This is a genomic window from Candidatus Zymogenaceae bacterium (assembly GCA_016931225.1).
Lineage (GTDB): Bacteria > Desulfobacterota > Zymogenia > Zymogenales > Zymogenaceae > JAFGFE01.
Genome location: JAFGFE010000025.1, coordinates 24,656 through 49,303 on the forward strand (window position 1 = coordinate 24,656; position 24,648 = coordinate 49,303).

Below are 24,648 nucleotides of genomic sequence, written 5' to 3' on the forward strand. Positions count from 1 at the left end.
GTATGCTTGTGTTGGGACTTCAGGGAAGCCCGCGGTTGGAGGGAAACACGGCGCGTCTGTTGTCCGCCTTCATGGATGAGGCGAAGCGACTCGGGGGTGAGATCGAGACCCTCAACGTCGCCGAGATGGACATCCACCCCTGCCGGGAGTGCAACGCCTGTCGGAAAGACGGCAGATGTGTGATTGATGACGATATGCAGGCGGTCTATCCGCTGCTTCGCCGGGCGGACCTGGTGGCGGCGGCGAGCCCGATGTTCTTTTACGGCGTTACCGCCTCACTAAAGGCGCTCATCGATCGGTCCCAGGCCATGTGGAACAGCAGGTACGTACGGGGGCTCTCCGATCCGGGCCGGGGGATAAGACGGGGCGTCTTTCTCTCCGTGGGGGCCACCAAGGGTGATCGGCTCTTTGAAGGCGCGGGGTTGGTGTTCAAATACTTCTTCGACGCCGTGGGTGCTCGTCATTTCGGCTCCCTCGGTTTCAGGGGGATCGAACACATCGGTGATATCGACGGCCACCCGACGGCTCTGAAGGACGCCGCCGACCTCGCGCGAGGTGCGACGGCGGATCTCCTTGGGCGTCGGCGGGTGCTCTTTCTCTGCCGGGAAAACGCCTGTCGCAGCCAGATGGCGTGGGCGTTTGCCAGGAAGGACGCGGGGAGCATCATCGAGCCGATATCCGCCGGCGATACCCCTGCTGCGGCTGTCAACCCAATGATGATCGAGGTGATGGGTGAGGTGGGGATAGACATGAGCTATCTGGAGCCGAGATCAATCGAGGTGGCCCTGGCCGCGGGGGACCCGGAGCTGATCGTCTCGATGGGATGCATGGACGCCTGTCCTGTGGTTCCCGGCGTGGAGGTGATCGACTGGGAAATAGACGATCCCGCCGGGAAAACACTCCCGTTCATGAAAAGGACCAGAGATGACATACGGAGAAAAGTTGCGGAGCTTGTTACGTCTATTGGGGGAGAGTGAACGGAAAAAATATATATTACTCATGTACAATACAATGCAAGCTGGTATAATAATAAAAATAAAAAATGAAGAAACATCAATCAGGAGGAACAGTCCAGATGCAAAAGTATGAATGTCAGGTGTGCGGCTATATTTATGATCCGGAAGCGGGAGATCCGGACAACGATGTGGCGCCGGGGACGGCATTCGAGGATATCCCGGAATACTGGGTGTGCCCGGTATGCGGCGCCCCGAAGGAGGACTTCGAGCCGGTATCCTGATGACCGGAGAAGCCGCTCCGATACATTTTTCACCCCATGCATGGAAGGATAACGCAATGACGGAATCAAAGGTTGTCGTATATTCCACACCAACGTGTCCCTTCTGCAAAAAGGCGAAAGAGTTTCTTTCAAAAAAAGAAGTCGAGTTCATTGATCACGATGTCACCAAGGACAGAGACGCCCTTGAGGAGATGAGAAAACTCACCCAGGGGGGACTGAGCGTTCCGGTGCTGCATATCTGTGACGAGGTAATCATCGGCTTCGATCAGGCCCGCATTGAGAAGATCCTCGATGAATGCCTTACGTCGTGAGAATACCGATCCATCGATGGATTCGGGTGGTGTTTCGGCCTTTTTTCTGGTGTGAATACCTATGCCGACACTGAAAATTTATACGATCGAGGGATGTCCGTTCTGCATCAAGGCCAAGGCGTTCTTGGTCGAAAAGGGAATCGAATTTGAGGAGATTCCCGCCAGTCCCGACTCGGAAGACTGGCAGCGGATGAAAAAGAAAACCCGAAGCGGTTCGGTCCCTCAGATATGCATCGACGGAGAGCCGCTGGGCGGCTACAGCGACCTGGTGTATCTGGAGGCCACCGGTATCCTGTGGGAGAGGCTGGGGCGGACCGATAAAGTGACGGAGAGCGCCGCAAGGGAATCCGGCATTTACGATCTGATCGTCATCGGCGGAGGGCCCGCGGGGCTCTCCGCCGGTATTTATGCCGCGAGAAAGCTGATGAAGACGCTCCTGATCGCAAAGGACATCGGCGGCCAGGTGGTATGGACCTATGACATCGACAATTACCTCGGTTTTAGCGGGGTGGATACCGCGGACTTGATATCCAAGTTCCATGAGCACGTGGAAAAGTATAACGTCGAAAAAAGGGAGGGGATTGAGGTTATCTCCGTGGAGCTCTCGGGACGGATCAAGAAGGTTACCACCTCCGACAACAAAATCTCTCTCGCAAAAACCGTCATCATCGCCACCGGAAAGAGTCCCCGTCCCCTTGGGGTCCCGGGGGAAAAGGAATTTACCGGCCGGGGCGTGGCATACTGCTCCACCTGTGACGCGCCGTTATACGTGGACCTGACCGCAGCGGTGGTGGGCGGAGGAAACTCGGCGCTGGAGGCGGTGATAGATCTGGAGAAGGTGGCGAATCACGTGCACCTGATATCCCTCACACCGCTGACCGGCGATCCCATCCTGACGGAAAAGGTGGAGGGGATGGAGAAGGTGGATATCTATACCGAGTACAACACAAAAAAGATTATCGGGGATAAATCGGTCACCGGCATCGAAATCGAATCCATAACAAGCGGCGAGATAAAAACGCTCGATACCGACGGCGTATTTATCGAGATCGGCCTGTTGCCCAACTCGGACCTCGTCATCGACACCCTCACCACGAATCGTATCGGCGAGATCACCGTGGACAGCGAGTGCAGGACCGGCATGTCCGGGGTATTCGCCGCAGGCGATGTGACGAACGTCCCCTTCAAACAGGTCATCGTTGCGGCGGGCGAGGGCGCAAAGGCGGCTCTCTCCGCGTATAATTATCTGATAAACCAGAGATAGGGTGAACGGCTTTCCTGACGGGGGACAAGATAGCGGGCGCCGAGATGTCGCCCATGCGAACGCTCTCATGCTCTTTTCCTTTTATATTTTCTCCATAAATCCGCAGTTCCATTCTGATTCTTCTTTCCTCATTTCTCACCGCTTTGTTTTACATACGTTCCCTCCGGAAAGCAGAGATACATGAAGCATCGCGGCCCGCTCATACCGGCCCGGTTCATCGCCCGGGATAACAGATTACTCGCCCGGGTGATGCTCGATGCAGCAAAAGAGAGTGAAGAAAATCCGGGAAGTATCGATACTCAAAGACCGTATCCGTCTGATGATCCGATTGTGTCGGTGCACGTGCCGAACTCCGGAAGACTCACGGAAATTCTGACCTCCGGACGCCGCGTGTACCTGAGGGGAGAGGCCGATCCCAAGCGAAAGACCGCCTATACCCTTGTGCTCGCCCGGATGGAGACGACGCTGGTTTCCATCGAGTCGACGGCGGCGAACGGGATGGCAAGGGAATGCTTCACCGCCGGACGATTCGATCCGTTTCGGGGGTACAACGTAATAGAGGCGGAGAGACGATTCGGGAAAAGCAGGTTCGATTTCTTCCTGTCAAAATCGGGACACGGGACCGGCGGTCACCCCGAGGTTTCTTTTGGCCTGTTCGTGGAGGTGAAGGGGGTGACGCTGGTTACGGGTGGGCAGGCGATGTTTCCCGATGCGCCGACGATAAGGGGAACGAAACACCTCCTGGAGCTGATCGAAGCGGTACGGGAGGGACACCGGGCGGCCGTGCTGTTCGTCGCCCAGCGGGGGGACGTCGAGCAATTTACGCCCAACGACCGGATGGACCCGGCCTTCGGAGAGGCGCTCAGGACGGCGGGGGAGAGGGGGGTGGAAATCTATGCCGTGTCGTCGAATGTAACAATCGAGGGGATGGAGATTACGGGAATGGTTCCGGTGCTGCTCGATTGAGCGGACGAGGGTGTCTATTTTCTGTACGTACCGTGATGGATATCGCACGTAATCTATTGACAAAGTCAGATGTCGGCACTATACTAAGAAAATGATAATTATTATCAATAGTGATACATTATACGAATTACATCGTTTCATCACATATAAAAAGGAGCATGGTATGAAATCGCATTGTCATAGAAGAAGTTTTTTGGGATTTCTCACCGCCGTGGTTGCGGCCGCCGCCGCCCTGGGGCCTTTCCGCCTGATCGCACGGGCGGCGGAGAAATGGATATCTGTGGGGAAGGTGGACGATTTCATCGTTGGCGGGGCGGTGAGAATCGAGGACGAGAAGCTGTATATTTTCAGAAGCGAAGAGGGTTTTTCCGTCCTGTCCGGAAAGTGCACTCACATGGGATGCTTCGTGGATCGGATCGCCGACGGCACGTTCGAGTGTCCCTGTCACAACGCGGCCTATGACGAAACGGGTAGGGTGACAAAGGGCCCGGCCAAGAAGGACCTGGTATGGCGTCCCGTCAGGGAGGAGAACGGTGAGCTGTTGGTGGATGTGAAGGGCGAAATCGAAATGTAAAATAAATATTAAAAACATAGGTACAACACAATAACGGGAGAAAAAACATGACAAAGAGATTGCAGATTTATAAATGCGAGGTGTGCGGCAATATCGTCGAGGTGCTGCACCAGGGAAAGGGCGAGCTCGTCTGCTGCGGAGAGCCCATGGTCCTTTTCGAGGAGAACACGGTGGACGCGGCGAAGGAAAAGCACGTTCCCGTCAAGGAATCGAAGGCGGGCGGTGTAAAGGTGAAGGTGGGGGACGTGGCGCATCCAATGGAGGAAAAACACTACATCGAGTGGATCGAGGTAATCGATGAAAGCGGTGTGGCCTATCGGAAGTTCCTAAAGCCGGGCGAGGAACCCCAGGCGGTTTTCGACGGGCTTGACGCGCAGGTGACCGCCCGGGAGTATTGCAATCTGCACGGTCTCTGGAAAGGATAGGAGCCATGCTGAACAAGAATGTGGAAAAGGCGATTAACGACCAGATTGTGGCGGAGCTCTATTCCGCCTATATGTATCTCTCCATGTCCGCCTATTTCGAATCCGAGAACCTGGATGGATTCGGCAGGTGGATGCAGGCCCAGGCCCTGGAGGAGCTCTATCATGCCATGAAGTTTTACAACTACGTGAACGAGCGGGGCGGCCGGGTCATCCTCGGGGCGGTGGAACAACCGGAAAGCAGTTGGGATTCCCCCATCGCGGTTTTTCAGGCGACCTATGATCACGAGGTAAAGGTCACCGGGCTGATTCACAACCTCGTGGACATCGCCAGAAAAGAGAACGACAAGGCGACCGAATCCTTCCTGACCTGGTACGTGGACGAGCAGGTGGAGGAGGAAGACGCCGCCGATCGGATCCTCGGCAAGCTCAAGATGATCAAAGACGCCCCCGGCGCCCTCTTCATGATGAACAATGAGCTGGGCCAGCGAACTCCCACATGGCCCGCAGCTGCAGGGGAGGAAGCATAAGCGTTGAGATATCGTTGAAATAACATAAGTATCGCCGGACGGGGGGATTCCCCCCCCCCGGCGACGTGAAAGGAGTGTGATTCGATGGCGAAAAAAGCCGAGAGGGCGCTCACCATGCTCAACAAGGCTCTGGACATGGAACGAAAGGGCATGGCGTTTTATGAAGACGCCATTAAAACCTGTTCGAACCAAGTGGGAAAAGAGATATTCCAGATGCTCAAGGAGGAAGAGCGGGTCCACATGGATCGGATCATGAAGATCTATGCACATCTCGAACAGAATGAGGACTGGACGTCGGAGTGGAAGGTGATCAAGCCGGATCACGGGGATCTGGAAGAGTTCTTTACGGAACTTGCGAAGCGTCACGGAACGGACATTACGGCTGACACGTCCGATATCGAAGCACTGGATGTCGGACTTGATTTTGAACAAAACGCGGTGGCGTTCTACCGGGAGCATCTGTCGGACGCGGTCGAGACGCTGGAGCGGGAGTTCATCGAGGAGATGGTCGCCGAGGAGCGGTCACATTATAAAATCCTTGGAGACATGAAGCTGTATCTCACGGATCCCGAGATCTGGTTTCGGGAACAAGAACACGGCGGGCTGGACGGTGCCTGAGTCGTCACGCATCTCTTTACAACGATAATTAAGTGGGGTGGGTATGAACGGTAAGACATATATAATAGCAGCGGCGATCATAGGGCTTTCGATTCTCCTGGCGCATCCAGCGGTGTGTGCCGAACTCCTGTCTGCGGGCGACACGTTGCCGGGCACGCTCCTTCCCGCTCCCGATAAGCAGGACGGACGCTACCTCGGGGTGACCGGAGACGACCCCTTTCCCATCAGGGATATAGATGCCGACGCGGTCCTCATAGAATATTTTTCCATGTATTGTCCCCACTGCCAGGCGGACGCCCCGGATACGGTCATTCTGTATGGGCTGATCGAGGCGGACGAGGAGCTGTCCGGATCGTTGAAATTCATCGGCGTGGGTATCAAGAACAGCGACTACGAGGTCGATTATTTCCGGGATGAGTACGATATCCCGTTCCCGATGTTCTCGGACAAAACGGGGGCCTTCATGAATGATGCGGGCATTCGCGGTACACCTACATATATGCTGGTGGCCCGGGATGGTTCCGGAGAGATGATTGTTCTCTTCACCCAGGTGGGAAAAATCGAAGATACTGCCGATTTTCTCGAGGTGCTCAAATCTCATCTCGTCGACCGGTAGCGATCGTTTTTTCCGACCGGGTGCAGTGGATTTTTAAAAGACAAAACAGATTTCTGCGAAAAGGAAGCACGATGAAACTTGATGTGATTATACGGTCCGTTGTGTCACTTTTGGCGGCGGCGGTGTTCGTAGTTGTGTCGGCGGCATCCGGCGCCGGGGCGGAGCTTGAGGAATATATATATGACCCGGGTGTTCTCCCGGCAACCGACAGCGTTCTGAAGGTGGCGGTGGGGGACGAGGCGCCGGATTTTACGCTCCCGTCCATTGCGGGGAGCGATGTTACCCTCGGTGACTACCGGGGAAAGAAAAACGTGGTTCTTTCCTTCGTCCCCGCGGCATGGACGCCGGTCTGCTCGGACCAGTGGCCGGGATATGTGCTTGCCGTTGATCTTTTCAGGGAGCACAACGCGGTGCTCATCGGCATCACCGTCGATAACATCCCCACCCTCTTCGCTTGGACCCAGGAGATGGGGGAGGTATGGTTCGATGTGGTGTCGGACTTCTGGCCCCACGGGGAGGTGGCGGAGACGTACGGGGTGCTGAGACGTGACGGAACCAGCGAGCGGGCGCTGTTTCTCATCGATACCGAGGGGATCATTCGGTATATCGACGTGCACGACATCAACGAGCGCCCGGACCTGGGGGATTTGAAAGAGGCAATGGAGGCCCTGTAGAGCTGTTTGACACCTACCTGTAATCTTCCCCTGTGAAATCGTTCATAAAAAAACCCGGATCGCATCCGGGTTTTTTATCTGCGGCGGTTATGCCGTTTTCGGGCTAACGTTCTATTGACACATCGTCCTCTATCCGATAAAATTCAAAAAATCGATTTTCAAAAATGGGACGTATCCCGTGGAAGTGCTTCTTGAGATAAAGGTGATCTGGCTGTTGATCATTGTCACTTCGGTGGCGATGGTCGTCCGGAAGATCAAGCTCCCCTATACGGTGGCCCTGGTGGTGGTGGGGCTGGTGCTCGGGTTTTTCGACATCATCGGCGGCATTCACCTGACGCCCGATCTCCTCTTCTTTCTCCTCTTGCCCGCGCTCCTTTTCGAGGCGGCGTTTCATTTGGATATCGACGACTTTCTCAGGAACGCCTGGGCCATCGTCATCCTGGCGGTGCCGGGAGTGCTCTTGACCATGTTCATCGTCGGAGGGATCGTCGCCCTCGGCATAGAGATGACCAAAAGCGAGCTGACGTTCACCATCGGATACGCACTCCTTTTCGGCTCCCTCATCTCCGCCACGGACCCCATCAGCGTGCTCGCCATATTCAAAAAGCTGGGCATCAGCAAGAAGTTCACCGTCATCATCGAGGGGGAGAGCCTCTTCAACGACGGCACGGCGGTGGTCATCTTTTCGATCGCACTGGCGGCGCTCCAGGGCGGGGAGCTCACCCTGACCGACGGCCTGGTCCAGTTCCTCTTCGTGGTGACCGGGGGCATCGCCGTGGGGGCGATCCTCGGATTCGCCCTGAGCGTCCTCACCGCCCAGGTGGACGATCACCTCATCGAGATCACCCTCACCACCATCCTCGCCTACGGCTCCTACCTGGTGGCGGAGTCCGTGCACATCTTCGACATGCACTTTTCCGGCGTTATCGCCGTGGTCGTGGCGGGGATGATGAGCGGAAACTTCGGCACCCGCTACGGCATGTCCCCCACCACGAAGCTTGCGGTGTCGTCTTTCTGGGAGTACGTGGTCTTCGTGGTCAACTCGATGGTGTTTATACTCATCGGCATCGAGCTGTCGGTGGCCCACCTGGTGGAGCATATCGTGCCGATACTCATCGCCTGGGGGGCGGTACTGCTCTCCAGGATGACGGTCGTCTTCCTGTCCCGGCCCCTGGTCAACCGCCTGGGGAGCGATATCACCCCGAGGTGGGGGTGGGTGCTGGTGTGGGGGGGTATCCGCGGGTCAATCTCGATGGTTCTGGTGTTGTCCTTGCCGAAGGACTTCCCACACCGGGAGCTGATTCTCTCCATGACCTTCGGGGTGGTGTTTTTGACGCTGATCGGCCAGGGTATGAGCATGAAGCCCCTGTTGAACTGGCTGGGCATCGGTCTTGTGTCCGAGGAGCGGCGTACTTATGAGCGGATGCGGGGCGGGCTCATGGCCGTCAGCCGGGCCATGGAGGAGCTGGAAAAGATGAGGGAGCGACGTACCATCTCTCAGGAGAACTACGGGTTGGTATACAAAGACTATAAAAAGCGCATGGATGTCTACGAGAAAAACATCTCCGACCTGCACCTGGAGAGGGAGCTGCTCCGCTATGAAGAGGCGTACGCCGCCAGGAGACATCTCTTGATCGTTCAGAAGGATACCCTGAAGACTCTTGTCCTTCAGGGGATGATCTCCGAGGAGGCCGCGGGTGAGCTGACCAGAAGGCTGGACGCGGAGCTCCATCTCTTGGAGGAGCAGGAGGAAGAGCGGCTTCAGGAGGAATCGTAACATATCTTGATAAGGGGAATGATACGTATACAAAAGGATGCGGCGGCACATCGGCCGCCGCACTCTTTCATTTTATATAGTCGCGCACAGGCATCGTTCAAACGACGTCGTATCCCGCATCACCCGTCGTATTCTTCCTTCATCCTGTATTTCATCACCTTGCCGCTGGGGTTCCTGGGGAGAACATCCAAAAAGTAGATCACCTTGGGCCGCTTGTAGCCCGGGAGCTTTTCCTTGGCGTACGCCATCAGCTCGTCTTCCGTCACTTTCTCTCCGGGATGGCGAACCACGGCGGCATGGATTTTTTCTCCCCACGTTTCGTCCGGCAGGCCGAATACCGCCGCCTCCTGTACCTGTGGGTGAGAGATGAGGGCGTCTTCCACCTCTTTCGCGAAAACGTTCTCCCCGCCGGTCTTGATCATATCCTTGCGCCGATCCACGAAGTAGATAAATTGATCCTTGTCCTGCCGGACAATATCGCCCGTATGGAGCCAGCCGTCTTTGAACGTCTCCTTCGTCTCGTCGTCCCGCTTGTAATAGCCGGAGATCACCGACGGACCCCGAAGAATCAGCTCTCCCGGTTGACCCGTTTTCACGTCGTTCCCGCCGTCGTCCACGATACGGTAGTCAAGCACAGTATTGACGACACCGATGGATCCCTCTTTGTCGAACATGTGATCGGTGGGGAGGACCGTGGCGTTGCCGCCGCTGGATTCGGTCAGGCCGTAGGAGTAGAAGAGGGAGGCCTTGGGCATGTATTTCTGCACTTCCAATTTTAAATCGTTGGGGAATGTGGCCGCGGCGGTGACGAACGTCTTGACGTGGGTGACGTCATAGACGATTGCCTCGGGCACGCCCATTATCCAGTTAAAGAGAAAGGGCGGCACCACCATCGCCACCGTCACCTTTTCTTCTGAGAGGTTTTTCATGTACTGAACCGGGTCAAACCGGTGTTGGAGGACCACCTTGGCCCCTGCGGCCATGAGGGAGTTGAGACAGTTATTTATGATGACATGAAACAGCGGCAATACCTGAAGGCCGGTATCGTCGCTGGTGATTTTTAGGGCTTCGATGGTGGTGTAGACCGCCCACAGGGAGTTGGCGTGGGTGAGCATTGCCAGCTTGCTCGTACCGGTGGTCCCCCCGGTGCAGAGAAATATATACAGATCGTCCGGGAGCACGTCGACGTTGGGTTCTTTGGGTTTTCCCTTTTTGAGGAACTTCTCGTAATCGGCGGCGAAATTCGCCTTTTTACCGCCGATCTGGATGTAGGTGTCAACCTTTCCCAGTTGCTCCTTGAACCCCTTGACCATCTCCGTGAAATCATGATGAAACAGCAGCGCCTTTGCATCGGACAGGTCGATGAGATGGGCGATGTCCGGGGCCAGGAGCCGTGTTTTCACCGGAAAGTATACCACACCTATCTTGGCCAGGGCGTAATTCGTCTCCACCATCGCCGGGACGTTCTCGGAGAGCATGGCCACCTTGTCTCCCTTCTTGAGCCCCAGTGAAAGGAAGGCATCAGCCAGTCGGTTGACCCGGTCGTTGAGGTCCTTCCAGGTCAAGCGGGTGTCTTCGAATATAAGGGCCTCCTTGTCAGGATATCGGACAGCATTTCGAGCAACAATATTACCGATGGTCATGATCTCCTCCTTCTCAGCAATGGAAATATATGGATTTTAATATATACTTTTTATCATATGTCTTTCGCCTTTCGCAAGCGTTTTACTGTTGTGCCGGAAAGTGAGTTGTATTATAATCGCAGCTTTTGGCGCTCGTTGCCTGTGGGAAGCGGTTGGTAGCAATGACGTTTCAGCGATCCGAAATACGAAAGGGGATGATCGACGCCCTTCCCATCATGGTGTCGGTCTTTCCCTTCGGGCTGGTGTACGGCGTTCTGGCCGTCAAGAGCGGTCTGACGGCGCTCGAGGCGCTGCTCTCGAGCCTTATCGTGCTGGCGGGTGCCTCCCAGTTTATCTCTTTGCCCATGTTCGCCGCGGGCGTCAGCCCCTGGATGATCATCGGGACCGTCTTCGTCGTCAATATCCGCCACTTCATCATGGGTGCGGCGATCTCCGGCAGGATGAAAGAACCGGAGGTGTTCCCTCGGCTCATCGCCTCGTATTTTCTCGTCGATGAGACATTTGCCCTGGCCTCCGCCGTCTGGGATACCGATCGGACCGACTCGGTTCGGGACTACCTGATCGGCTGCGGCATCGTCGGCGGCACATCATGGCTCGTCTCGACGCTTGTGGGCGCCGTGTTCGGAAACCTCCTGGGCGACCCTACAAGGCTCGGGCTCGATTTCGCCGTGGCCGCGGCGTTTATCGGGCTGATGATACCCCAGATCAAGGGAAAGCCGGAGATCGTGGTGGTTCTCTGGTCCGCGATGTTTTCGGTGTTCTTTTTTCTGTTTATCCCCGGGAACTGGTATATCCTCCTGGGATCGGTCCTCGGGGCGGTTACCGGGGCGTTGGTGACACACGATGCGGATTGAGATTCTCCTGACGCTTTTAGGCATGGGGGCGGTGACATACCTGACCCGGGTGCTGTTTATCGTCTTTCTGGATGATGAAAAGCTCTCGCCCTTTGTGAAGCGATGCCTCAGGTTCGTGCCGGTGGCGGTGCTCACCTCCATCACCATCCCGCTGGTGGCGGCTCCCGGTGGAACATTCTCTCCCACCTGGAATAATCCCTACTTCTTGGCCGGTTTTCTGACGGCGGGGTTGGCGGCGGTGACGAGAAACCTCGTCGTCACGGTCGTGGGCGGCATCGGCTTCATTCTGCTTCTGAAAACAGTGATTCTGTAAAAAAAATCCTCACCCGAGGCGTCCCGCCGTGTCAAGGAGCAGGGCGAAGACGACGAGGTCCGCGAAGATGTGCACCGCGATCGGAAGCAGGAGACCGCCGGCGACGTATCGAACAAATCCCATCATCAGGCCGTAGACGATCCCCAGGATAATCCCCACGATACCGTTCGGCACGCCCCACCAGTGGGCGACGCCGAATATCAAGGCCTGGACGATCAGTGCCGTCTGCCAGCGGTGGGTGACGGCGTGAAGACCCTCCCACAGGATACCCCGGTAGATGCACTCTTCTGTCAGGGCATTCACCAGCGAAAAGGCGAGGCCTGTGGCAAGGAGCGCGATGCCCGAGGAGGGAGGGAGGAATGCTGTGAACTCGGAGATGTCCGGGTTGCAGAGACGGTACCAGAGGACCAGGGAGACGCAGCTGACGGCGATGATTACACCCCCGACGGCGATACCCCGTGGGGTGATGCGCCCCCGACGAAGCCACAGGGATCCCGACCGCAGAGGCTCAAAGACGAGACATATCGTGATAAAAACGAGCAGGGGGAAAAACAGCATCAGGCCCAGGGAATAAAAGGGGAGGATGCGGGTGAGATGGGCGAGGATGAAAAACAGGACGTATGTGGCTGGTGCGGGCATGTCGAGCTGGAGGATCATCCACCCGGATAGAAACAGCAGCACGAGGCTTATCGTCGACATGAGGCCCTGGGTCGGGAGGAGCAGCCCGGCCGCGGCGGCACAGATGAACGCCGCAAGCCCGATCGCCGTTTCACGGCCGCTGTGTGTTTCGGTTGTCGTCTCGCTATCCGTCATCGGAGGCATGATATCACAATACCTGACGGTTGTGGGGTTTCTTTTGTATCATATCGGAATATATCACGGGGATCGGTCAGATGAGGAGGTGAAGGGAGGGCGGTTCTCTTGTTTCGAAGCGATGTTCGTTTGGATGCGGTGATGGAGATCGGCCGGAACGGGGATCACACGAGGCGGTGTTTTGCTCCCGGGCGGGGCCGCTCGATGGGGCGGGTCAGATCCGATCGGGCCTGTGTCCCTTTATTATTGCCGTTACAAGCGCTCCAGGGAGTGGAGGACGAGCACGAGGATACCGATATCGATGCACAGATGGGAGATCATCGGGAGCAGGAGCCCTTTTGAAGTATGCCTGACGACCCCGAGAAACAGCCCGTATATTCCTGAGAGGATCGCCCCCTCCCAGCCGTTGGGTATAGCGCCCCAGTAGTGGGCCGCGCCGTAGAGCAGCCCCTGGATGACCACCACCGGGAGGGCCGAGTGGACGCACTCCTCGATGCCCTGCCACATCACGCCCCGAAACACGGTTTCTGAGACGGGAATGTTCACGACGGAGAATAACAGCCCCCCAAGGATGACGACGAAGGTGGCCCGATCGCTGAAAGCATCGGTAAATCCACTGAAATCAACATCCCCCGTGATATACCATACCACCAGGCCCGTAACGCTCAGCACCGTGCCGACGACCGTTATGAGGAGGGGTCCTTTTTCGATGCGTCCCATGGTGAATCCCCGGCGGCCGGGATGAAGCGCCGGCAGCCACAGAACCAGAAGCCCATAGATCGCCAGAGGCGCCGCCAGCATCAAAAAGAGTGAATAGAAGGGGAGGCAGCGCACGATGTAGGCCAGGGTGAGAAAGACCGCCGGGGCGAGAAGCCGTGACGCTCCCGTGAGAAAGACGAGGCACCCGGCCAGCAAAACGAGGCTGAAAGCCAGCTTTACATACACCGACGGCGACACCGGCAGCACCAGGGCAACGATGGCGAGCAGCGTAAAGGCACCCGCAGAAATCAGGCGGACGGGAAGGGGGGATGGAACCGTATCGTTCGATTGTGAATCGTCATGTATATCGTTCGACGAATGGTTTCCTTTTTCAGTATCCATCTATTTCCACTCTTTCATGGTGTGTAAGATGTAGGGAGGTCGGTTTTTATCTTCTCTCATCCACCTTCCGACGTCCTCAAACTGAATGCCGTTGTCTCCCTCATATGGTTTGGTGTGATACACGGCTGAGATCAATATTTCAGTGGGTATTCCACCTTGAAATGAATCGTATTATCATGTCACGATGATATATGATCCTGTGTGTCGCCAATATCGGGACGTTATTGACTTCGATTGGGCAGTGGCGGCCGAGGGTATTATATAATAAACGGCGGGTGTGGTAACGGAAAAAGCGGGCTGTTCGCCCGCTTTTTCTGAAAAGTGTTTATTTTCAGGTGTTTTTAATACTTCGCGAGAACATCTCGGGCGATGAGCACCCGCTGAATCTCCGATGTCCCCTCGCCGATTTCCCCCAGCTTCGCGTCCCGATAGAGCCGCTCCACCGGATATTCGGTCATATAGCCGTAGCCGCCGTGGACCTGAACCGCCCAGCTCGATATCTTCGTCGAGGCTTCCGAAGCGGTGAGCTTTGCGATGGAGGCCATTGTGGCCGCTTCAGGATCGTTCTTATCCTTGAGCCATGCGGCCTTGTAGATCAGCAGGCGGGATACATCGGTTAACACCTTCATGTCGGACAACCTGAATCCGACCATCTGAAATTTGCCGATGGGCTTTCCGAACTGCTGGCGCTCCTTGGCGTATTTGATCGACTCCTCCATACAGGCGACGGCGATGCCCAGGGCCACCACCGCCATGCCGATGCGCCCGTATTCCAGGGTCTTCATTGCCTGGATGAAGCCCTCGTTTTCAACGCCCAAAAGGTTTTCGGCGGGGACTTCGCAGTCATCGAAGAAGAGCTCGGATGTGGCGGCGCCCCGATACCCCATCTTGTCCAGGTGTTTTCCGGCGGAAAAGCCTTTCATCCCCTTTTCCACGATGAAGGAGCTGACGTTGCGTCCCTTCTCGTCCGGTTTCCCGGTTACGGCCATGACCACGGCGATGTCGGCGATGGGGCCGTTGCTGATGAAGGTTTTCGAGCCGTTGAGGATGTAGCGGTCGCCCTTTTTCCGGGCGGTGGTCTTGATGCTTATGGCGTCCGACCCGGCCTCGGGTTCCGTTAGTCCGAAGGCGCCGATCATATCCGTGGAGATGAGCTTCGGGAGGTATTTCTTTTTTTGAGCATCGGTGCCGAAATGAGCGATGGGAAGACCGCACAGGCCCAGGCTTCCGCCCACGGAGAGAAAGGTGGCGGCGCATACCCTGGCCAGCTCCTCCTGGGCCACGCACTGGGTTATCAGATCCTTACCGCTGCCGCCGTACTTCTCTTCGTGACACATACCGGTGTATCCGAACTCGGCAAGCTTCTTGAAGTTCTGCTTCATGATTGTGTCGGCCTCGGCGTGGTCGGCCTTGTCAAGTTTATCGGCGTTCGGTTTTATTTCATTATCGCAGAATTTTCGGAATGATTCCTGCAATGCCAATTGTTCATCATTGAGAGAATAATCCATTCTTCGTCTCCTCCTTACGACAACAGTAGCCTGGAAATGATCATACGCTGGATTTCCGAGGTACCGCCGCCGATCTGGGCCAGTTTCGTATCCCGAAATACCCGCTCCACCGGGTATTCGTGCATGTAGCCGTACCCGCCGTGGATCTGAACCGCCTCGGATACCGCAGGCATGCCCCAGTCCCCCACAAAGAGCTTCGCCACTGCGGCCTCCATGTGGTTCAGGGCTTTCCCCTGGTCCTTGCTCCAGGCGACTTTATAGACAAGGAGCCGCGACGCCTCGACAAAGCACTTGATATCTGCGAGCTTCTGCTGGATTGCCTGAAACTTGGCGATGGGGCGGCCGAACTGCTCCCGGTCTTTTGAATACTGGGTGCAGAGCTTCAGGACATACTCCATCCCGCCGACGAAGGGAGCAAGCAGCGCCGAGCGGTCCCACTCCAGGGTCTGAAGCGCCATGGGGAAGCCGTTGTTGATTTCGCCCAGGACGTTTTCCTCGGGCACCTCGCAGTCGTCGAAGTAGAGCTCCGCAGTGGAGGAAGTCTTCACGCCCATTTTCTTGAGGGTTTTGCTGACGCCGAATCCCTTGAAGTCCTTTTCGACGATGAAGGCGGAGATGCCCATGTGCCGCTTTTCCTTGTCGGTGGAGGCGTACACAACGCAGACGTCCGCGATGGGGCCGTTGGTGATGAACATCTTGGATCCGTTCAGGATGTATCGATCTCCCTTCTTGACGGCGGTGGTGGCGACAGACGCGGCGTCGGAGCCGGCGTTCGGCTCGGTCAGGGCCATGCAGCCCACCCATTCGCCGGTGGCCATTTTGGGAACGTATTTCTCTTTCTGTGCGGGCGTGCCGTGCTGATAGATGGTATCGGCGGAAAGATAGGTATGGGCGCCCCAGGAGAGGGTCAAACCGCCGTCGGCGCCTCCCTCAGACAGCGCTTCGGCCGCCATACACGAGGTAACCACATCGGCATTGGCGCCGCCATATTCCTCGGGGAAGTGAAGGCCCAAGAGACCGAACTCTCCCATCTTTTTCCAGGCCTCCCAGCAGAATTCCCCCTTCTCATCAAATTCTTCAGCCAGGGGGGCTATTTCGTTCTGGGAAAACTTGAGCACCTGTTCCCTGAAGGCCAGTTGCTCGTCGGTAAACGCGAAATCCATGTTTTCCTCCTTATAGTGCTGCCAGCAGCTCGAAATATGCGTGTGAACAATCTTATCGGATCATACCGTTGAGAAGTATCGTTGATACCATGTTGGAGGCGCTTTTCGCCTCCTCAATGGTGATACTCTTCTGATCTCTCAATATCCAAAGCAGCATCATACGCTCCACCGATCCGTAGATCGTGTAGGCCGTCATGGTGCTGTCGATATCCGGTTTGAATATGTTCGAATCCTTGCCGAGATCGACGATTTGTGTGATGAGGCTGAAGGCCTCAAGGAAATGACTGATGTTTTCATCGTTGAGAAACCGCGTGCTCTTTGTGACGTCCATGATCATCACTTCGATCATGGCCGGGTTGTTTTTATAGGAGTGAAAGAGAAAGGAGATGACCTTTCTGATCATTTCCGCCGGATCTGTCCCGGTTTCCATAATCGAGCGGATGGCGTCCAAAAACTGGTCCCACCTGGTTCTGAAAATGGAGAGCAGCAGGTCCTCTTTGTTCTTGAAATAATGGTATACCAGTCCGTAGGCGATGCCCGCCTCGTTGGCGATGTCCGATACCCGCGCGCCGTAATAGCCCTTTCTGGCGAATACCCGTATCGCCGCATCAAGGATGACCTGGGTCTTGTCCTGTTGGTTCACGTCGTTGTTCTGGCGGGTCTGTGTTTTGCGTTTGTTCTCTGATGTTTTGTTTTGACTCATGACAGTTGACGTAGCGGGGGCGATTGTTGAGTGCGGCGTCTGCTTGGACGGATCGCTCTATCGCGCGTTCACGACTCCTTATTTGAATGGATAACAGTGATTGAATAGATTGACTTGTCAATCAAGGAGTCTATACACTTGAGCGTCGTTTGTCAAGATAAAAAGGCGAACCGGCGGGACGAGGGGCGAAGACGAGGCCCGTTCGGTGCGGGTGCTGATACGGGAAATTGGCGATACCACAGGAATTCGGACCAATGGATTAACATGACCGCATCGGATCGGGGGATAAGAACATAAAACGTGCGTCGGGGGCGGCGTGCGGTATGTGTGTCAAAAGGTGTACGAGACACCCCTGATATGATATAGTCGTAAGGCCTGTATAACGGGCATCGTCGGTGACATCTGAGGAGGGAGCGTTTCGTGATTGATCTTTTCAGAATACGGGAGTCGAGGAAGGCCGGGCTGCCGCCGGGAACGCCGCTCCATGTGGGGGAGCGAAAGGTCGGCACGGTCACACTGCGCGCCATGTCGTATGACAAAGACGCCTTCAGGGAACGGGAGGGAATCTCGGTGGAGGAGGCGCTTGGCGAGCTGGACCGGCCCGAGACGACCTGGATCGATGTGGTGGGTGTTCACGATGAGGCGGTCCTCTCACAAATTGGAGCGGCCCAGGGCCTGCATCCCTTGACCATCGAGGACATCATGAACACCAACCAGCGGCCGAAGGTGGAAGAATACGATCACCTTCTCTTTATCGTCATGCATATGCTGTTCATCCCCGACGGGGGAGAAAAGATCGTCCGGGAACAGGTCAGCCTGGTGCTCATGGAGGGAAAGGTGATCTCGTTTCAGGAGCGGGACGGAGATGTGTTCGAGAATGTGCGGGATCGCATTCGAAAGGGGGGGGGGAGAATACGATCCATGGGGGCGGATTACCTGGCCTATGCCTTGGTGGACGCGATGGTGGACGCCTATTTCGTGGTGCTGGAGCACATCGGGGATCGCCTGGAGGAGCTGGAGGACGAGGTGCTGACCGGTGAAAACAAGGAAATCCTGGGCGAGCTTCACGACATGCGCCGGCGTATCATCGAGCTTCGGCGCTCCGTCTGGCCCTTTCGGGAGGTGATACACCGCCTGGTGGAAAATCCCGCACCGTTAATCGAGGCGGATACCGTGGTGTATCTGAGGGACGTGTTTGATCACACCATCCGGGTGGTCGAAATGGTCGAGAGCGTTCGGGATGTATTGAGCTCGATACTGGATTTGCACCTCTCGATGGTGAGCAACCGGATGAACGAGGTCATGAAGGTGCTGACGATCATCGCCACGATCTTCATCCCCCTGACGTTCGTCGCCGGTATCTACGGAATGAATTTTAAATACATGCCGGAGTTGGGCTGGAGATACGGATATCCCGCAGCGCTGGCATTGATGTTGTTCATGTTTCTCATGATGGTGAAATGGTTCAAGAGAAACGGGTGGTTTTGAGGGCCGGTGTGTGTGTCGGGAGCGGTCGGGACGTTTTCACTGAAGGGGTGTCCCGGACGTTTTCGAAGGCCTGTATGAAAAATCATATTGGAAATGCTGCCAAAGAGTGTGATATAATTCCGCACGACAACACACACGAAACGAGACAAGGAGTGAGTTTCATGTATTACAGAAAAGGCTTTTTTCAGAGCTTCATCGTGCCGCTTCTGGTGGTGGTGGGCCTGATGGTGGTTTCAGGCCTCATCTATCACGGCGCCGCCCACCTTGCGCCAAGTCCCCTCAGGACATTCCTGGTCAACGTCTTCGGGCTGGTGCTGTTCTTATCGATCTGGTTTTCGCCGATCCTCGGCGTGCCGCTCTCGTATTTTCGGGGCGCTTTGCAGATCGAGCGGGTCATCATAGCCTTCGCCAACCCGATACTCTGGATTATCAAGAACGAGCTGATGGTGACCTGTCAGTTCAGCGGGGTGGAGCTGATCTATTTTCTCTTTCTGCCCTGGTTCTTCGGCATCATCTGCGTGACGCTGTTTCTCTTTTCGGTCATGGAGATCATCAGCCGCTTCATTCACAGAAGGATCGAGCCGGAGGATCCGCCCCGGGTGCTCCCGGTGGGGATCATCATCACCCTGGTGCTGGGTTTGGCCGGCACCTATATCGGCCTGATTCGGGGGCAGGAGTGGGTGTACCTGGTGGTGCACCATTACGCCACCCATTTCCTCAACCAGTAGCGGGAGGCATCACATGACACGGAAAAAGAACGAAAACGGATTGTTTGATACATCTATCACCCGGCGGGACGCCCTGAAGCTGATGGGCGGTGCCGCGGCACTGGCGGGGGCCTCCGGCCTGGGATTCTCGGAAAATCTCTTCGCCCAGGGATCCAAAAAACCCAACGTGATCTTCATCCTCACCGACGATCACCGCTGGGACGTCATGGGCGCGATGGGCCATCCCTTCATCCAGACGCCGAATATGGACCGCCTGGCGAATGAGGGGGTCTTGTTCGAAAACGCCTTCGTGACTACATCGCTCTGCAGCCCCAGCCGGGCGAGTTTTCTGACCGGGCAGTACGCATCAACCCACGGGGTGGTCAACAACTTCAGCCGGTGGGACCCGGAAACGAACATCACCTACCTCCAGCACTTCAAGGAGGCGGGATACGCCACCGCCTTCATCGGCAAGTGGCACATGCCCGGCACCGGCACGGGACTGCCGGAGCTGCCGGGGGTGGACCTCTTCATCTCCTTTACCCGAAAGGACGGCCAGGGGGACTACTGGAACTGCCCCATCTACAAGAACTACGAGCTGGTGACGGAGCCGCGGAACCCCTACATCACCACGGATCTCACCGACTACGCAATCGACTTCGTGAAGGAGAACGCGGGGACGCCGTTCTGCATGTACCTCTCCCACAAGGCGGTCCATCACGACTGGCGGCCGCCGGAACACCTCAAGGGAAAATACGAGGACGCGGATCTCTCGTTCCTGGCCCCGGAGGGGGACAAGTACAACACCATGACCGGTAACAACTTCATCGAGGGCGGCATGGACGACATGCACACCCGCTACCGGAGATACTGCGAGTGCCTGGAATCGGTGGACGAGGAGCTTGGGCGGCTGCTTTCGACGCTGGAGGAGACCGGTCAGCTTGACAACACCGTCATCGTCTACGCCGGGGACAACGGCTACATCTTCGGAGAGCACAGGCTTATCGCCAAGCACTGCTCCTACGAGGAATCCATCCGCATCCCCTACGTCGTCCGGGCGCCGGGGATCATCCCCGATCCGGGCCGCCGGGCGGAGCAGATGGTGCTGAACCTGGATCTGTCGCCGTCGCTGTTGGAGCTCGCCGGGATACCGATTCCGGATTCGGTGCAGGGGGAGAGCTTTGCGCCCATCCTGCGCTCGGCGAAAGCACAGGGGAGGGAGTCCTTCGCCTACGAATTGTTCCGCGATTTCCCCTTCGGCGGGCGGGTGCCGCCCCACAAGGCGGTAAGGACCGAAAAGCACAAGTACGTCGAATGGGAGGCGTGCCGGGATCCGGAGCTGTATGACCTGGAGAACGATCCCCGAGAGATGAACAACCTCATCGGCACCGCCGAAGGCGATCTGCTGGCGCCGGAGCTGGCCGCGGAGCTGGAGAGCCTGCGCCAGCGGTTTAACCTCAAGCCGGGGATGGTGTAGCAAGTATTTTAGAAAATAAGGTAACCGAAAAGCGGGGCGTCGTGAAGGCGTCCCGCTTTCGTTTTTTGAAAATACAGAAAAGTATTTTAGGAATTTGCCCATTCATGTAGAGCTAGATCGAATATATTCTTTAGTGTTCGGGCAACTCTTTTGGTTAATTTGTATTCTTCTCTCCATTCTCTTCCTGGATGTAACCTGTTCCGAAAAACTCTAATAGTATCGAATGTGACTTTTATTGAATCATTAAGTGATTCATATGTATATATATTCTCTAAAAGATCCTTAAACTTAGCTTCCTCGAGTTTAACTTTTTTTGTTTTTTTGTTGGCAATTTTTGTCTCCAATACATCTTTCTCATATTTATATTTTAGTAAGGCCATAACTATACTTTCCAGAAGTATTCCAGTCAATGTTACTGTTGAAATTTTCAAATCATTTCCATTTGAAATGGATAATTCATCGTAAATGTCTATAATATTGAAATCTATTAGTGCATCATTACTATTTATCAAGGTTTTGATTCTTTCTTTAACTTTTTCAGGATTAACAACTGCTCTATAAATAGCTGCATTAAAGGCAGGTGTGAACAAGGCACCAAAAAATTTCCTTTTTTCATCTTCTGTAGTAAAATGAATACCTTCTTCAATCCTGTCTATAATACATAATTTTGTATATGTTGAAGTACCTTTACTGGGATGGTCATCCCTAATTTTTTCGAGTATTTCATTATCCTTTTTTGCTTCAAGCAAGTATTCCTTCGACTTATTAATATCAATAGGACCCCAAAGAGAGCCTAATTGCCATAGGATTTCCCCTTTATGTATATGACCGTATTTTGGTTCTAATACTTTTTTAAAGAAATCAAGAAGCTCTTCGTGGAAATCAATACAAGTTTGATATTCAAAATTCTCTAATAGTTGATTACGAAAGAATCTCGTATATTTTGCCCAAACCCCATAATTACTTTGACAAACTATATCTGGTCTGTCCAAATAATCCATCAACAAATCTTTTACTTTCGTAGGTTCAAATGCTCTAATATATTTTTCAAATAAAGACTTGAAATATTCTTCTTGAATCATTATAAACTCCATAGAGTGAATGGCATAAAATCTATTTAGCATACGATATCATAGCGTAAGAATAGTATATATAAAAAATACAATGCTTAAAGATGAAAATTTCTGAAAATATAAATCTTGAAAAACCAATAACATACATCGCCTGCTGTGGGTTTTACTGCAGGACGTGCAAGGTATATACGGACGGGCAGTGCCGGGGCTGTAAGCTGGGGTATGACACCGGGGAGCGGGACATCGTCCGGGCAAAGTGCAAGATAAAATTATGCTGTTTCAGGGATAACAAATTCGAGATCTGCGCCGATTGTGCGGATTTTCCCACGTGCGGGTTGATCCGGGGCAGGTTCACGGACTACAAGCTGAGGAGGAGCCTTGAGTTTCTCGATTTTATCAGGAGCGAGGGGTATCCCGCCTTCATTGAAAAAGCGGATACCTGGAAGGACTGCCTGGGGAAACTGGATTGAATCGAGGTCGCCGCGCGGTTCGGCGGCACTCTCCCGCCTGACAAATAAAAATCAGACACCATATAAAACTCACTCACCCTCGAAAAATCACTCCCCTCCCACGCACCGAAAGCCGAGGTCGTCACGCGCCGTCTCCGGGAAAGAAAAATGCGGTCTATAGAAACCGTCGAAAAATAGAAGAGAAAAAAGGAGATATCGGAACCTGTCTCTGAAAAGGGGGAAGCCGCCCCAATGGACGGCATGGGAGTGGACACGGTACGGAAGGTGCGTGTTTTTAATGCCTCCCTATTTATTTTGCAGCAAGACAGCATCCTGGTGATTTTCCATGCCTGTTGCTTTGATATCAATGACATCGAATAGTTTTCCCCATTCTCTCCTGATGTAGTCATGCGAATGATACGTATTTTGGTAGAAACTTGGTAATTGTATTCTCTCTCCGTAATTATCAAATTGTCTGTATAGGAACCCCTTGTTTGCCATGATTTCAGTTGTTTCCATGCCGCATTTCCCATAATGCTTTTCCCCGTGTGTTGTAAGAATGAGATACCCCTTCCGCTTTGTAATTCTTCTCAATTCGTTCAACCACGCACACTGCATATCCTCCGGCAAATGAGTGAATACACTTATTCCGTAAATGAAATCAAAAAAATTATCCTGGTATTCTGTCGGCGGCATGTGTGGAGAAACAGAGAAACTTCCATACTTGGAATAATTGTCGCTGAGCCATTCTATTGCTTCACTGTCAATATCGGTACCATATAAATCAGATGAAGGATGGACTATTTTCAAACATCTGATTACCCGACCACATCCGCAGCCAAAATCAAGAATTGTATTGAAATCCGTAAGCTCCTTCTCGACGGTTTTGAGGGCATCGTTGATATGATTACATACTCTGAATCCGCTTTGTATGAAGGTTGGTGCGTATCCACCAACCACTCTTACCTGGAGATGTTTTGGAGGCGGCAGGGGCATGTCGGATTCGTATTGAATGACGGATTTCAATTGTGTGAGCTCGACTTCTATATCCAAAACATGCGATCGAAGTGAATTGAGATCATCAACTATTGCATCAATTGTATATATATATTTGATTTTCCGCCGAATCACTCTCAGTACATTCAGAACACATTCCGGAAGAATCTTTTTGAGACATTCTTTCATGTTTTTCCATTGTGATCGGTTTAAAATGAAGTCAGATCTGCTGATTGATTATATTCAAATATGTTGTATTATCGACAAAATTCGATACATCTTATATTACTTATGAAGGTATATGTCAATCGGAATTTAAAAATCCCGGTATCGGGCGGTGGCATCCGACGCATTCGGCGCCATCTTGATCTTGAAAATTTTGAAATGCCTTCCGATGGTGGATTCTTGTATTGTCCGGACTGCAATACTATCCGATTCTTGATGATGAAATTGCAACGGGGGACTGTGGAGAAATATCGACAGCAGTACTCAGGTATATGATGGAAAGTGTAGAAAGCGGGAGAATCACCTCACTCCTTTTCCACGCATCGAAAGCCGAGGTTCGAAAGCGCCGTCTCCGGGAGAAGCGGGGTGCGGTCGTAAACCGTGGTCGGACGGGCGCTGTCCCACGCGCCGCCCCGGGCCGTCCGCACATCCCCCCTGATCGGCCCCTTGGGGTCGCTTTTCGGCGAGCGGGCGTAGTATTCCTCCCCGTAGCGATCCCGGGTCCACTCCATCACGTTTCCCGCCATGTCGAAAAGCCCGAAGCCGTTGGGGATATAGCTCATGACGGGCGTTATCGAGGTGAAGGAGCCCGCCAGGTTGCTTCGGAGCGCATCGAACTCGTCGCCCCAGGGATAGACCGCGTCGGGAATCCCCCCCCGGGCGGCGTATTCCCACTGGGCCTCGGTGGGGAGTTTCTTTCCCGCCCACTCGGCGTATGCCTGCGCCCCGTACCACGTCACCCCCACCGCCGGGTATTCGGCCATGCCCTTGTTCGGTGAGAACCTCCCGCTTTTCACCTCCACGTTGGCAACCCCCAGGTCCACCAGGGGGTTCCCGTCCAGGGCGATGGTGCCGATGTCGTCCAGGAACCGGGCGAAGTCGGCGGCCGTCACCTCGTGGGCGTCCATCGTGAAGGGAGAGAGCGTCACCTCGTGGGCCGGGGCGGCGTCGGCTTTGCCTCCGTTACTTCCCATCAGGAACGTCCCCCCCTCAAGGTGAACGACGTCTCCCAGCTCCTGGGCGGCAGCGGCCACGGGAAGGAGCGCCGATGCCGTCACCGTCAACATGACGGCGAGCAACACGGCGGGTGCCAGGCTCGTCTTTTTTTGAATATGTGCCGTTTTCATGGGTTTTCGGTTCGATCGA

Annotated in this window: 27 protein-coding genes; 18 read left to right on the top strand and 9 right to left on the bottom strand. The window is 54.6% G+C overall.

Translation table 11 applies throughout. The features are described from left to right. Positions 1–2 precede the first annotated feature (2 nt). The 12 genes from JW885_10410 (at position 3) to JW885_10465 (ending at position 8,989) form a co-directional block, all read left to right on the top strand. Entirely contained in the window at positions 3–977 is a 975-nt protein-coding gene (locus JW885_10410; protein ID MBN1882574.1) for an NAD(P)H-dependent oxidoreductase, read from the top strand. A gap of 98 nt (positions 978–1,075) precedes the next feature. Continuing rightward, positions 1,076–1,237 carry a rubredoxin gene (locus JW885_10415; GenBank protein MBN1882575.1) on the top strand — a complete coding sequence of 54 codons (162 nt, stop codon included), beginning with the start codon at positions 1,076–1,078 and terminating at the stop codon, positions 1,235–1,237. Positions 1,238–1,293: 56 nt separating this feature from the next. Further along, complete coding sequence (locus tag JW885_10420; protein ID MBN1882576.1) at positions 1,294–1,548, top strand: glutaredoxin family protein; 255 nt, start codon at positions 1,294–1,296, stop codon at positions 1,546–1,548. A 61-nt stretch (positions 1,549–1,609) separates the two neighbouring features. Continuing rightward, positions 1,610–2,812: an FAD-dependent oxidoreductase gene (locus JW885_10425; protein ID MBN1882577.1), complete on the top strand. Its 1,203-nt coding sequence runs from the start codon at positions 1,610–1,612 to the stop codon at positions 2,810–2,812. Between the two features lie 180 nt (positions 2,813–2,992). Beyond that, complete coding sequence (sfsA, locus tag JW885_10430) at positions 2,993–3,778, top strand: DNA/RNA nuclease SfsA (protein ID MBN1882578.1); 786 nt, start codon at positions 2,993–2,995, stop codon at positions 3,776–3,778. A 163-nt stretch (positions 3,779–3,941) separates the two neighbouring features. Beyond that, positions 3,942–4,352: a Rieske (2Fe-2S) protein gene (locus JW885_10435; GenBank protein ID MBN1882579.1), complete on the top strand. Its 411-nt coding sequence runs from the start codon at positions 3,942–3,944 to the stop codon at positions 4,350–4,352. 47 nt (positions 4,353–4,399) lie between these two features. Next, positions 4,400–4,777 carry a desulfoferrodoxin gene (locus tag JW885_10440; GenBank protein ID MBN1882580.1) on the top strand — a complete coding sequence of 126 codons (378 nt, stop codon included), beginning with the start codon at positions 4,400–4,402 and terminating at the stop codon, positions 4,775–4,777. A gap of 5 nt (positions 4,778–4,782) precedes the next feature. Beyond that, positions 4,783–5,304 (top strand): ferritin, encoded by a 522-nt coding sequence (locus JW885_10445; protein ID MBN1882581.1) that lies wholly within the window; start codon positions 4,783–4,785, stop codon positions 5,302–5,304. 84 nt (positions 5,305–5,388) lie between these two features. Next, the gene (locus tag JW885_10450; protein ID MBN1882582.1) at positions 5,389–5,922 is read left to right on the top strand and encodes a ferritin family protein; all 534 of its coding nucleotides are present in this window, start codon (positions 5,389–5,391) and stop codon (positions 5,920–5,922) included. A 43-nt stretch (positions 5,923–5,965) separates the two neighbouring features. Next, positions 5,966–6,538, top strand: coding sequence for a TlpA family protein disulfide reductase (locus JW885_10455; protein MBN1882583.1), 573 nt, complete (start codon positions 5,966–5,968; stop codon positions 6,536–6,538). Between the two features lie 71 nt (positions 6,539–6,609). Continuing rightward, positions 6,610–7,212, top strand: coding sequence for a peroxiredoxin (locus JW885_10460; GenBank protein ID MBN1882584.1), 603 nt, complete (start codon positions 6,610–6,612; stop codon positions 7,210–7,212). Positions 7,213–7,390: 178 nt separating this feature from the next. Then, positions 7,391–8,989: a sodium:proton antiporter gene (locus JW885_10465; protein MBN1882585.1), complete on the top strand. Its 1,599-nt coding sequence runs from the start codon at positions 7,391–7,393 to the stop codon at positions 8,987–8,989. Positions 8,990–9,108: 119 nt separating this feature from the next. Here the strand turns inward: JW885_10465 and JW885_10470 are convergent, their stop codons facing one another. After that, complete coding sequence (locus JW885_10470; GenBank protein ID MBN1882586.1) at positions 9,109–10,632, bottom strand: AMP-binding protein; 1,524 nt, start codon at positions 10,630–10,632, stop codon at positions 9,109–9,111. Positions 10,633–10,793: 161 nt separating this feature from the next. Here JW885_10470 and JW885_10475 point away from each other — a divergent pair, with 161 nt between their 5' ends. Further along, the gene (locus JW885_10475; protein ID MBN1882587.1) at positions 10,794–11,486 is read left to right on the top strand and encodes an AzlC family ABC transporter permease; all 693 of its coding nucleotides are present in this window, start codon (positions 10,794–10,796) and stop codon (positions 11,484–11,486) included. Then, a complete protein-coding gene (locus JW885_10480; GenBank protein ID MBN1882588.1) occupies positions 11,476–11,799 on the top strand; it encodes an AzlD domain-containing protein in 324 nt (107 codons plus the stop codon). Before JW885_10475 ends, JW885_10480 begins: the two co-directional genes overlap by 11 nt. 9 nt (positions 11,800–11,808) lie before the next feature. Here JW885_10480 and JW885_10485 read toward each other — a convergent pair whose 3' ends face one another. The 5 genes from JW885_10485 to JW885_10505 all read right to left on the bottom strand — a co-directional run bounded on the left by JW885_10485 (position 11,809) and on the right by JW885_10505 (position 17,027). After that, positions 11,809–12,621: a CPBP family intramembrane metalloprotease gene (locus JW885_10485; protein ID MBN1882589.1), complete on the bottom strand. Its 813-nt coding sequence runs from the start codon at positions 12,619–12,621 to the stop codon at positions 11,809–11,811. Between the two features lie 243 nt (positions 12,622–12,864). Further along, complete coding sequence (locus JW885_10490; protein MBN1882590.1) at positions 12,865–13,713, bottom strand: CPBP family intramembrane metalloprotease; 849 nt, start codon at positions 13,711–13,713, stop codon at positions 12,865–12,867. Between the two features lie 341 nt (positions 13,714–14,054). Beyond that, positions 14,055–15,221, bottom strand: a complete 1,167-nt coding sequence (locus JW885_10495) for an acyl-CoA dehydrogenase family protein (GenBank protein ID MBN1882591.1) — start codon at positions 15,219–15,221, stop codon at positions 14,055–14,057. Between the two features lie 14 nt (positions 15,222–15,235). Continuing rightward, a complete protein-coding gene (locus JW885_10500) occupies positions 15,236–16,384 on the bottom strand; it encodes an acyl-CoA dehydrogenase family protein (GenBank protein MBN1882592.1) in 1,149 nt (382 codons plus the stop codon). Between the two features lie 52 nt (positions 16,385–16,436). Then, complete coding sequence (locus tag JW885_10505) at positions 16,437–17,027, bottom strand: TetR/AcrR family transcriptional regulator (GenBank protein ID MBN1882593.1); 591 nt, start codon at positions 17,025–17,027, stop codon at positions 16,437–16,439. A gap of 585 nt (positions 17,028–17,612) precedes the next feature. Here JW885_10505 and corA point away from each other — a divergent pair. The 3 genes from corA (at position 17,613) to JW885_10520 (ending at position 20,759) form a co-directional block, all read left to right on the top strand. After that, positions 17,613–18,575 (top strand): magnesium/cobalt transporter CorA, encoded by a 963-nt coding sequence (gene corA / locus JW885_10510; protein ID MBN1882594.1) that lies wholly within the window; start codon positions 17,613–17,615, stop codon positions 18,573–18,575. A gap of 161 nt (positions 18,576–18,736) precedes the next feature. Further along, on the top strand, positions 18,737–19,303 hold the full coding sequence (locus tag JW885_10515) for a hypothetical protein (protein ID MBN1882595.1): 567 nt from the start codon (positions 18,737–18,739) through the stop codon (positions 19,301–19,303). Positions 19,304–19,316: 13 nt separating this feature from the next. After that, positions 19,317–20,759 carry a sulfatase gene (locus JW885_10520; protein MBN1882596.1) on the top strand — a complete coding sequence of 481 codons (1,443 nt, stop codon included), beginning with the start codon at positions 19,317–19,319 and terminating at the stop codon, positions 20,757–20,759. A gap of 86 nt (positions 20,760–20,845) precedes the next feature. Here JW885_10520 and JW885_10525 read toward each other — a convergent pair whose 3' ends face one another. Further along, positions 20,846–21,841 carry a hypothetical protein gene (locus tag JW885_10525; protein MBN1882597.1) on the bottom strand — a complete coding sequence of 332 codons (996 nt, stop codon included), beginning with the start codon at positions 21,839–21,841 and terminating at the stop codon, positions 20,846–20,848. A 92-nt stretch (positions 21,842–21,933) separates the two neighbouring features. Here JW885_10525 and JW885_10530 point away from each other — a divergent pair, with 92 nt between their 5' ends. Next, positions 21,934–22,302 carry a DUF3795 domain-containing protein gene (locus tag JW885_10530; protein MBN1882598.1) on the top strand — a complete coding sequence of 123 codons (369 nt, stop codon included), beginning with the start codon at positions 21,934–21,936 and terminating at the stop codon, positions 22,300–22,302. A gap of 285 nt (positions 22,303–22,587) precedes the next feature. Here the strand turns inward: JW885_10530 and JW885_10535 are convergent, their stop codons facing one another. Together JW885_10535 and JW885_10540 are read right to left on the bottom strand one after the other, a co-directional pair. Further along, on the bottom strand, positions 22,588–23,466 hold the full coding sequence (locus JW885_10535) for a class I SAM-dependent methyltransferase (GenBank protein ID MBN1882599.1): 879 nt from the start codon (positions 23,464–23,466) through the stop codon (positions 22,588–22,590). A 341-nt stretch (positions 23,467–23,807) separates the two neighbouring features. Further along, positions 23,808–24,629: a formylglycine-generating enzyme family protein gene (locus tag JW885_10540; GenBank protein MBN1882600.1), complete on the bottom strand. Its 822-nt coding sequence runs from the start codon at positions 24,627–24,629 to the stop codon at positions 23,808–23,810. Positions 24,630–24,648 lie beyond the last annotated feature (19 nt).

Excerpts from the sequence above, each read along its gene's own strand:
- JW885_10410 (MBN1882574.1), top strand. The coding sequence starts at position 3 with ATGCTTGTGTTGGGACTTCAGGGAAGCCCGCGGTTGGAGGGAAACACG.
- JW885_10415 (MBN1882575.1), top strand. The coding sequence starts at position 1,076 with ATGCAAAAGTATGAATGTCAGGTGTGCGGCTATATTTATGATCCGGAA.
- JW885_10420 (MBN1882576.1), top strand. The coding sequence starts at position 1,294 with ATGACGGAATCAAAGGTTGTCGTATATTCCACACCAACGTGTCCCTTC.
- JW885_10425 (MBN1882577.1), top strand. The coding sequence starts at position 1,610 with ATGCCGACACTGAAAATTTATACGATCGAGGGATGTCCGTTCTGCATC.
- sfsA (MBN1882578.1), top strand. The coding sequence starts at position 2,993 with ATGAAGCATCGCGGCCCGCTCATACCGGCCCGGTTCATCGCCCGGGAT.
- JW885_10435 (MBN1882579.1), top strand. The coding sequence starts at position 3,942 with ATGAAATCGCATTGTCATAGAAGAAGTTTTTTGGGATTTCTCACCGCC.
- JW885_10440 (MBN1882580.1), top strand. The coding sequence starts at position 4,400 with ATGACAAAGAGATTGCAGATTTATAAATGCGAGGTGTGCGGCAATATC.
- JW885_10445 (MBN1882581.1), top strand. The coding sequence starts at position 4,783 with ATGCTGAACAAGAATGTGGAAAAGGCGATTAACGACCAGATTGTGGCG.
- JW885_10450 (MBN1882582.1), top strand. The coding sequence starts at position 5,389 with ATGGCGAAAAAAGCCGAGAGGGCGCTCACCATGCTCAACAAGGCTCTG.
- JW885_10455 (MBN1882583.1), top strand. The coding sequence starts at position 5,966 with ATGAACGGTAAGACATATATAATAGCAGCGGCGATCATAGGGCTTTCG.
- JW885_10460 (MBN1882584.1), top strand. The coding sequence starts at position 6,610 with ATGAAACTTGATGTGATTATACGGTCCGTTGTGTCACTTTTGGCGGCG.
- JW885_10470 (MBN1882586.1), bottom strand. The coding sequence starts at position 10,632 with ATGACCATCGGTAATATTGTTGCTCGAAATGCTGTCCGATATCCTGAC.
- JW885_10475 (MBN1882587.1), top strand. The coding sequence starts at position 10,794 with ATGACGTTTCAGCGATCCGAAATACGAAAGGGGATGATCGACGCCCTT.
- JW885_10480 (MBN1882588.1), top strand. The coding sequence starts at position 11,476 with ATGCGGATTGAGATTCTCCTGACGCTTTTAGGCATGGGGGCGGTGACA.
- JW885_10485 (MBN1882589.1), bottom strand. The coding sequence starts at position 12,621 with ATGCCTCCGATGACGGATAGCGAGACGACAACCGAAACACACAGCGGC.
- JW885_10490 (MBN1882590.1), bottom strand. The coding sequence starts at position 13,713 with ATGGATACTGAAAAAGGAAACCATTCGTCGAACGATATACATGACGAT.
- JW885_10495 (MBN1882591.1), bottom strand. The coding sequence starts at position 15,221 with ATGGATTATTCTCTCAATGATGAACAATTGGCATTGCAGGAATCATTC.
- JW885_10500 (MBN1882592.1), bottom strand. The coding sequence starts at position 16,384 with ATGGATTTCGCGTTTACCGACGAGCAACTGGCCTTCAGGGAACAGGTG.
- corA (MBN1882594.1), top strand. The coding sequence starts at position 17,613 with ATGTCGTATGACAAAGACGCCTTCAGGGAACGGGAGGGAATCTCGGTG.
- JW885_10515 (MBN1882595.1), top strand. The coding sequence starts at position 18,737 with ATGTATTACAGAAAAGGCTTTTTTCAGAGCTTCATCGTGCCGCTTCTG.
- JW885_10520 (MBN1882596.1), top strand. The coding sequence starts at position 19,317 with ATGACACGGAAAAAGAACGAAAACGGATTGTTTGATACATCTATCACC.
- JW885_10525 (MBN1882597.1), bottom strand. The coding sequence starts at position 21,841 with ATGATTCAAGAAGAATATTTCAAGTCTTTATTTGAAAAATATATTAGA.
- JW885_10530 (MBN1882598.1), top strand. The coding sequence starts at position 21,934 with ATGAAAATTTCTGAAAATATAAATCTTGAAAAACCAATAACATACATC.
- JW885_10535 (MBN1882599.1), bottom strand. The coding sequence starts at position 23,466 with ATGAAAGAATGTCTCAAAAAGATTCTTCCGGAATGTGTTCTGAATGTA.
- JW885_10540 (MBN1882600.1), bottom strand. The coding sequence starts at position 24,629 with ATGAAAACGGCACATATTCAAAAAAAGACGAGCCTGGCACCCGCCGTG.